4 protein-coding genes are annotated in these 6,108 nt (G+C 62.7%); 3 read left to right on the top strand and 1 reads right to left on the bottom strand.

Annotated features, from left to right (window positions below):
• Together LJE93_17395 and LJE93_17390 are read left to right on the top strand one after the other, a co-directional pair.
• Nucleotides 1-1,015: acyltransferase (locus LJE93_17395; GenBank protein MCG6950693.1), on the top strand; the 1,015-nt coding region annotated here is incomplete at its 5' end.
• Between the two features lie 193 nt (nucleotides 1,016-1,208).
• On the top strand, nucleotides 1,209-3,233 hold the full coding sequence (locus LJE93_17390) for a peptidase M13 (protein MCG6950692.1): 2,025 nt from the start codon (nucleotides 1,209-1,211) through the stop codon (nucleotides 3,231-3,233).
• A gap of 240 nt (nucleotides 3,234-3,473) precedes the next feature.
• On the opposite strand, the gene LJE93_17385 is transcribed toward LJE93_17390, so the two are convergent.
• Nucleotides 3,474-5,117, bottom strand: coding sequence for a D-aminoacylase (locus LJE93_17385; protein MCG6950691.1), 1,644 nt, complete (start codon nucleotides 5,115-5,117; stop codon nucleotides 3,474-3,476).
• 151 nt (nucleotides 5,118-5,268) lie between these two features.
• On the opposite strand from LJE93_17385, the gene LJE93_17380 reads away from it, so the two are divergent.
• On the top strand, nucleotides 5,269-6,108 hold an 840-nt coding region (locus LJE93_17380), incomplete at its 3' end, for a serine/threonine protein kinase (protein MCG6950690.1).

Here is a 6,108-nt window from a genome sequence, read left to right as displayed (position 1 = left end):
ACGGCTGATCGGCCCGGTGCTGCCGCTTGTGGTGGCCTGGGGCGTGATGGTGGCGGTGGCCCACTCGAACGGCGTAGGTCCGGAGATGATTCGCATCGGCTCGAAGGTCGCTCTGGTGCCGGTGTGGTTTCTTGCCGTCTACATCCTCGTGGTGGCCCTGGTACCCATCAGCCACGCGGCATGGAAACGTTGGGGATACCTCTCGGTGGCGGTGCCGGCCGGGGCAGCGGCCCTGGTCGATTTCGCCTTCTTTGCGGGAGAGCTCCGCATCCTCGGATGGCTGAACTACCCGTTCGTCTGGCTCACGGTGCACCAGGCGGGCTACGCCTGGCACGATCGCCGACTCGAGGGCCCGACGGTCGGTTTGTCGCTGTTCGCGGTCGGCCTCCTCGCCCTCGTCGGGCTCACGCATTTCGGACCGTACCCCCTCAGTCTGGTGGGCGTCCCGAGCGACGAGATCAGCAATACGCTGCCGCCCAAGCTTCCGCTGCTGGCCCTGGGAGCGGCCCAGATCGGCCTCGCACTGACGCTCGAGAAGCCGACCAGGAGGTGGCTCGCAAATCGGGTCCCGTGGGCGGCCACCATACTGATCAACGGCATGATCATGACCCTCTTCCTGTGGCACTCGACGGTGATGATGCTGCTGGTCGGCCTCGCCTTCTGGCAGGTGCCCGGCCTGCTCGTGCAACAGCCGAACAGTCCGGGATGGTGGTTGACGCGTCCGCTGTGGTTGCTCGTCTACGCACTTGTGACGCTCCCGTTTCTGCTCGTTTTCGGCCGATTCGAACGCCCGTCGGCGGAAGCATCCATGTCGCCTGCGCCAGCCGGGCTGCAGCTGGTGGGTTGTGCGGTTGCCTGCGCAGGGCTCGCGATGCTGGCCCTCGACGGCATCGGCGGCAGCGGCTGGCTGGGCCTGCGCTGGGTGCCTCTGCTGCTGCCATTGCTGGGCGCCGGACTGGCCGGATTCGGACCTCTCGGACGGGTGGGACGGAAACCGGACGATGTCTCGCGGTAGGGCTGAGGGGACAGGATCTCGTTCGGTCATTTAAACGTTAAACGTTGAACGTTCGAACGTTTGAAACCTATGCCGTGTTTCTGCGAATAATCAACTGTGCGTTTGTCGGACGGGCGGTAGAGTCCGTGTACGTCGCGAGGTTGCGGTTTTCGATCGCGAAATACGCGAATCATCATCGAGAGGGAGGCAAGGGATGAAGAGAATGCTGAGCGCAGCGATTCTGTTGCTCGCCGTCGTATCGTGTGGACAGGGGCCGGAGGTACCTCTTACCAGCGGTATCGAACTGGCGAACATGGACACCTCGGTCCGGCCGCAGGATGATTTCTTCAGATACGTCAACGGGACCTGGCTGGAGACGACGGAGATCCCGGCCGACCGAACCAGCACGGGCGTTTTCATAGATTTGCGCGACAAGGCCCGCGAAGACGTCAGGGCAATCATCGAGGAGGTCGCGTCGCGCGACGATCTCGAGCCCGGCTCCGACGAGCAGAAGGTCGCCGACCTCTACAACTCCTACATGGATACCGAGCGCCTCGAGGAACTGGGGATGCTTGCGCTCGACGAGGAACTGGCGCGCATCGACGCGATCGCCGACAAGGACGAACTGTCGGCGTATTTCGCCCGCAGCGCGATCATCGGCGGCGGTGGACCGTTCACGGTCTATTTCTGGGTCGACGCCAAGGACTCAACCCGATACGTCACCTATGTGTGGCAATCGGGGCTCGGTCTGCCGGATCGCGACTACTACTTCAAGGAAGACGAGCGTTCGGTCGAGCTGCGCCAAGCCTACGTGGAGCACATCGAGAAGATGTTCGAGCTCGCCGGTTTCGACGATCCGGCCAGTGCGGCGGCGATGCTGATGAATCTGGAGACCGATCTCGCCAAGTATCACTGGACCAATGTGGAGAACCGCGACGACGAGAAGACCTACAACAAGTACGCCGCCGATGAGCTCAGTACGCTCGGTAACGACTTCAACTGGTCGGAGTTTCTCGAGGAAGCCGGCCTTTCCTCCGAGAAAGACATCATCATTCATCAGCCGAGCTTCGTCGAAGGGTTCAATGGAATCTTCGCCTCGACCTCGCTCGACGACTGGAAAACGTACTTGCGGTGGAATCTGCTCAATAACTACGCCATTCACCTGAATGCTGCGATCGACAATCAGAACTTCGAGTTCTACAACAAGACGCTCAACGGCCAGGAAGAGCAGCGGCCGCGGTGGAAACGCGCCGTGGATGTGGTCAACGGAGGCCTCGGTGAGGTGGTTGGCAAAGTATATGTCAGCCGACATTTCCCGCCGGAGGCAAAGGCGAGGATGGTCGAGCTGGTCTCGAACCTTTCCAAGGCCTACGCGTCAGCAATCGACGAGCTCGACTGGATGGGTCCCGAGACCAAGGCTGCAGCCCGGGTCAAGCTGGAGAAGTTCACGCCCAAGATCGGCTATCCCGACCGCTGGGAGGATTACTCGGATTTGGAGATCGTGAAGGGTGATCTGGTCGGCAACGTGATGCGCTCCAATCAGTTCGCCTATGAGCTCTTCCGTAACCGCTTGGGCGGGCCAATCCAGGAGTGGGTGTGGGTGATGAACCCGCAGACGGTCAATGCCGGCTACGTCGCTACCCAGAACGAGGTCGTTTTTCCGGCCGCGATTTTGCAGCCGCCGTTCTTCAATATGGCTGCGGATGACGCCGTCAACTACGGTGCCATCGGGACGGTCATCGGGCACGAGATGGGCCACGGCTTCGACGACCAGGGCAGCAAGTACGACGGCGACGGCAATCTCAAGAACTGGTGGACGGATGAGGACCGTGAGAAATTCGCGGAACGGACCGGTGCCCTGGTTGACCAGTTCGGTAGGTTCCAGGTCTTCGACGATCTCAACGTCAACGGCGAGCTGACGCTGGGCGAGAACATAGGCGACCTCACTGGTCTGACGATCTCCTACCGCGCGTACCAGCTTTCGCTCGACGGTGAGGAGGCCCCGGTTCTCGACGGTATGACCGGCGACCAGCGTTTCTTCATGGGCATCGGCCAGGTGTGGAAAACGAAGTCGACCGACGAGGCGCTGCGAAACCAGGTCTTGACCGACCCACACTCCCCGGCGGAGTTCCGGGTGAATGGCCCGCTGCCGAACATGCCGGAGTTCGTGGCCGCCTTCGATGTCAAAGAGGGCGATGGCATGTGGTTGCCACCCGAGGAACGGGTGAAGATCTGGTAAATATTCGAAATCCGACCTCGACGGTCAGAAGAACTCGACGCCCGGGGGCCAACGTCCCGGGCGTATCTTTGTCCGCGGCCCTGAGCCCATTCGAGCGTCGGATTCCGTCAGCACGGTTCGGTGTGCCCTCGTAGGGGAGGGGGTCATCCCCTCCGGAGGTGAGCGTGCGGGTTGGATCCCACCCACCCCCACGACCGGGCGGGGGTGAACCCCGCCCCTACGATTCCTGACCTGTCCCGTTCATAGCTGGCGGCCTGTCCAGCCTGGTCCACGGACGACCCGACCCGGCTTGGCGCCGGTGTGCTCGCCGTCCCGCAGGACCGGGGTGCCATTGACGAATACATGGTGAACGCCGGTGGCATACTGGTGCGGCTCGACGAAGGTTGCGTGATCCTGGATTGTCTCAGGGTCGAAGACCACAACATCCGCGAAGTACCCCTCCGCCAGCCGGCCGCGGCGGTCGATCTTGAGGTTGTCGGCCGGCAGTGAGGTCAGCTTGCGGATCGCCTCCTCGAGCGGGACCAGTTGCTCGTCACGGGTGTATTTGCCGAGAACCCGGGCGAAGCTGCCGTATGCACGCGGGTGCGGGTTGCTCTTCAGGAACACCCCCTCCGGAGCGAGCGAGGCGGCGTCCGAGCAGAAGCTGACCCAGGGCAGCCTGAAAGCCCGCCGCACGACGTCCTCGGACTGGCTGAAGTAGACGGTGCCGATCCGGGACTCGTCCTCGATGATCAGGTCCATGATGGTGTTCTCGGGCGTCGTACCCCGCATCTCTGCGATCTCACCCAGAGATTTGCCGGTGAGCGGTTTGAGCGCCTCGTTCTTGAAGCTGACCAGGAGGATGTTGTCGGGCGACCCGGCGCCGTGGAACATGTTCTCCCACGCCACCGAGTCGTCGTTCATCTCGCGGATGATCCTCTTGCGGATCTCAGGATCCGCCATCCGTGCGAGCGACGCCTCGAAACCGCCTTCCTGGACCCACGGCGGTATGGTGGCGTTGAGGCCGGTCGAGCTGGCCGGGTAGGGGTAGATGTCGGCGGTGATCTGCAGGCCTTCGGCTCGCGCCTCTTCGATCAGGGAGACCGCCTCCGGAAACAGATCCCAGTTCGCGCGCCCGGCAGCCTTGAAGTGGTAGATCTCGGCCCGGATGTCTGCGGAACGGGCGATCTCGATCAGCTCGTTGATCGCGCCAATCATATGTGCGCCCTCGTCTCGGATGTGCGAGATGTAGATGCCGTCGTAATTGGCGGCGACCTCGGCCAGCGCGATCAATTCGTCCGTGTCGGCGAAGCTGCCCGGCGGATAGATGAGAGCCGACGCCACACCGAGGGCACCGTCCTCCATCGCTGTGCGAACGAGTGCCCGCATCTCGTCCAGTTCTTCCGGGGTCGCCGGCCGATCCTCGTGCCCGATGACGTACTCCCGCGGGTTCTCCGCACCGACGAAAGATGCGATGTTCGGTGAGACGCCCCGTTCTTCCAGATACACGAGGTACTCGTCGAGAGTCGTCCACTCGATGTCGTACGTAATATCGCCCTGGTGGCGGACCATCTGCTCCTTCATCGCCTGATTGAGCGGACCCATCGAGCCACCCTCGCCGAGGATCTCGAGAGTCACGCCCTGGCGGATATCGCTCTGCGATCGGCCGTCGTGAATCAGCGAAACGTTGGCCCAGCACATCATGTTGATGAAGCCGGGGGAGACCGCGAGCCCGGCCGCATTGATTTCGGTCTTTCCGGTGGCGGCGCCGAGATCACCCACGGCGGCAATCGTATCGCCGTTGATGGCGACATCACCGACGACACCAGGCGATCCGCTCCCGTCGTAGATTGTTCCGTTGCGGATCACGAGGTCGTACTGGGGGGCCTGTGAACAGCCCGCCATCAAAAAACCGACGGCCGTGCAAACGAGGTACAGGGCGATGCGGCTGTACACGGAACTCTCGGCACCGATCATGAGCAACCCTCCAGACAAACACATTTGAAATTTCGTAGCTTGAACATTTGCGAAAGCGTCACAATATGCTACATTCCAGATGAGGATAACCCGGCGAGCCATGATCGGAAACAACCTGGCCCACTACAGAATCGTGGGCGGCCTGGGCAAGGGCGGCATGGGCGAGGTCTACCTCGCCGAGGACACGCGGCTGAACCGGCGGGTAGCGCTCAAGGTTCTGCCGTCCGAGATGGCGGCGGACCCGGAACGCCGAGCGCGTTTCGAACGCGAGGCGCAGGCGGTTGCTGCCCTCAATCACCCCAATATCGTGACGATTCACTCGGTCGAGGAGGCCGACGGCGTCCACTTTATCACCATGGAGCTGGTCGAAGGGCAGACCCTCTCGAAGTTGTTGCCGAAGAACGGCTTCGGGCTGCGCGAGCTGCTGGAGATCGCGATTCCGCTCGCCGATGCGGTTTCGAGTGCTCACCGCTCAGGTATCACCCACCGTGACCTCAAGCCCGACAACATCATGGTCGACGGGGAGGGACGCCTGAGAATCCTCGACTTCGGGCTCGCCAAAACCCGCGACGCGGAGGCCGCCGACCAGGGGCTCACGCAGGCGCCCACTGCCACGGTGGAGACGGAGGAGGGGAAGATCCTCGGCACGGTGGCCTACATGTCGCCCGAGCAGGCGGAGGGCAAGCCGGTCGATTCGCGGACGGACATTTTTTCCATGGGCACCATCCTCTACGAGATGGCCACCGGAGAACGGCCGTTCCGGGGCGGCACGAGCATGTCCACCATCAGCTCGATCCTGCGTGACGATCCTGCACCGGTCACCGAGCTCAACCGATCGCTGCCGCGCCATTTGGGCCGCGTCGTTCGCCGCTGCCTGGCCAAGGACCCGGACCGCCGCTACCAGACCGCTCTCGACCTG

It is taken from the genome of Acidobacteriota bacterium, assembly GCA_022340665.1.
GTDB lineage: Bacteria > Acidobacteriota > Thermoanaerobaculia > Thermoanaerobaculales > Sulfomarinibacteraceae > Sulfomarinibacter.
Note: the sequence above shows the minus strand (reverse complement) of the source record. Positions and strands in the feature narration are given on the sequence as shown.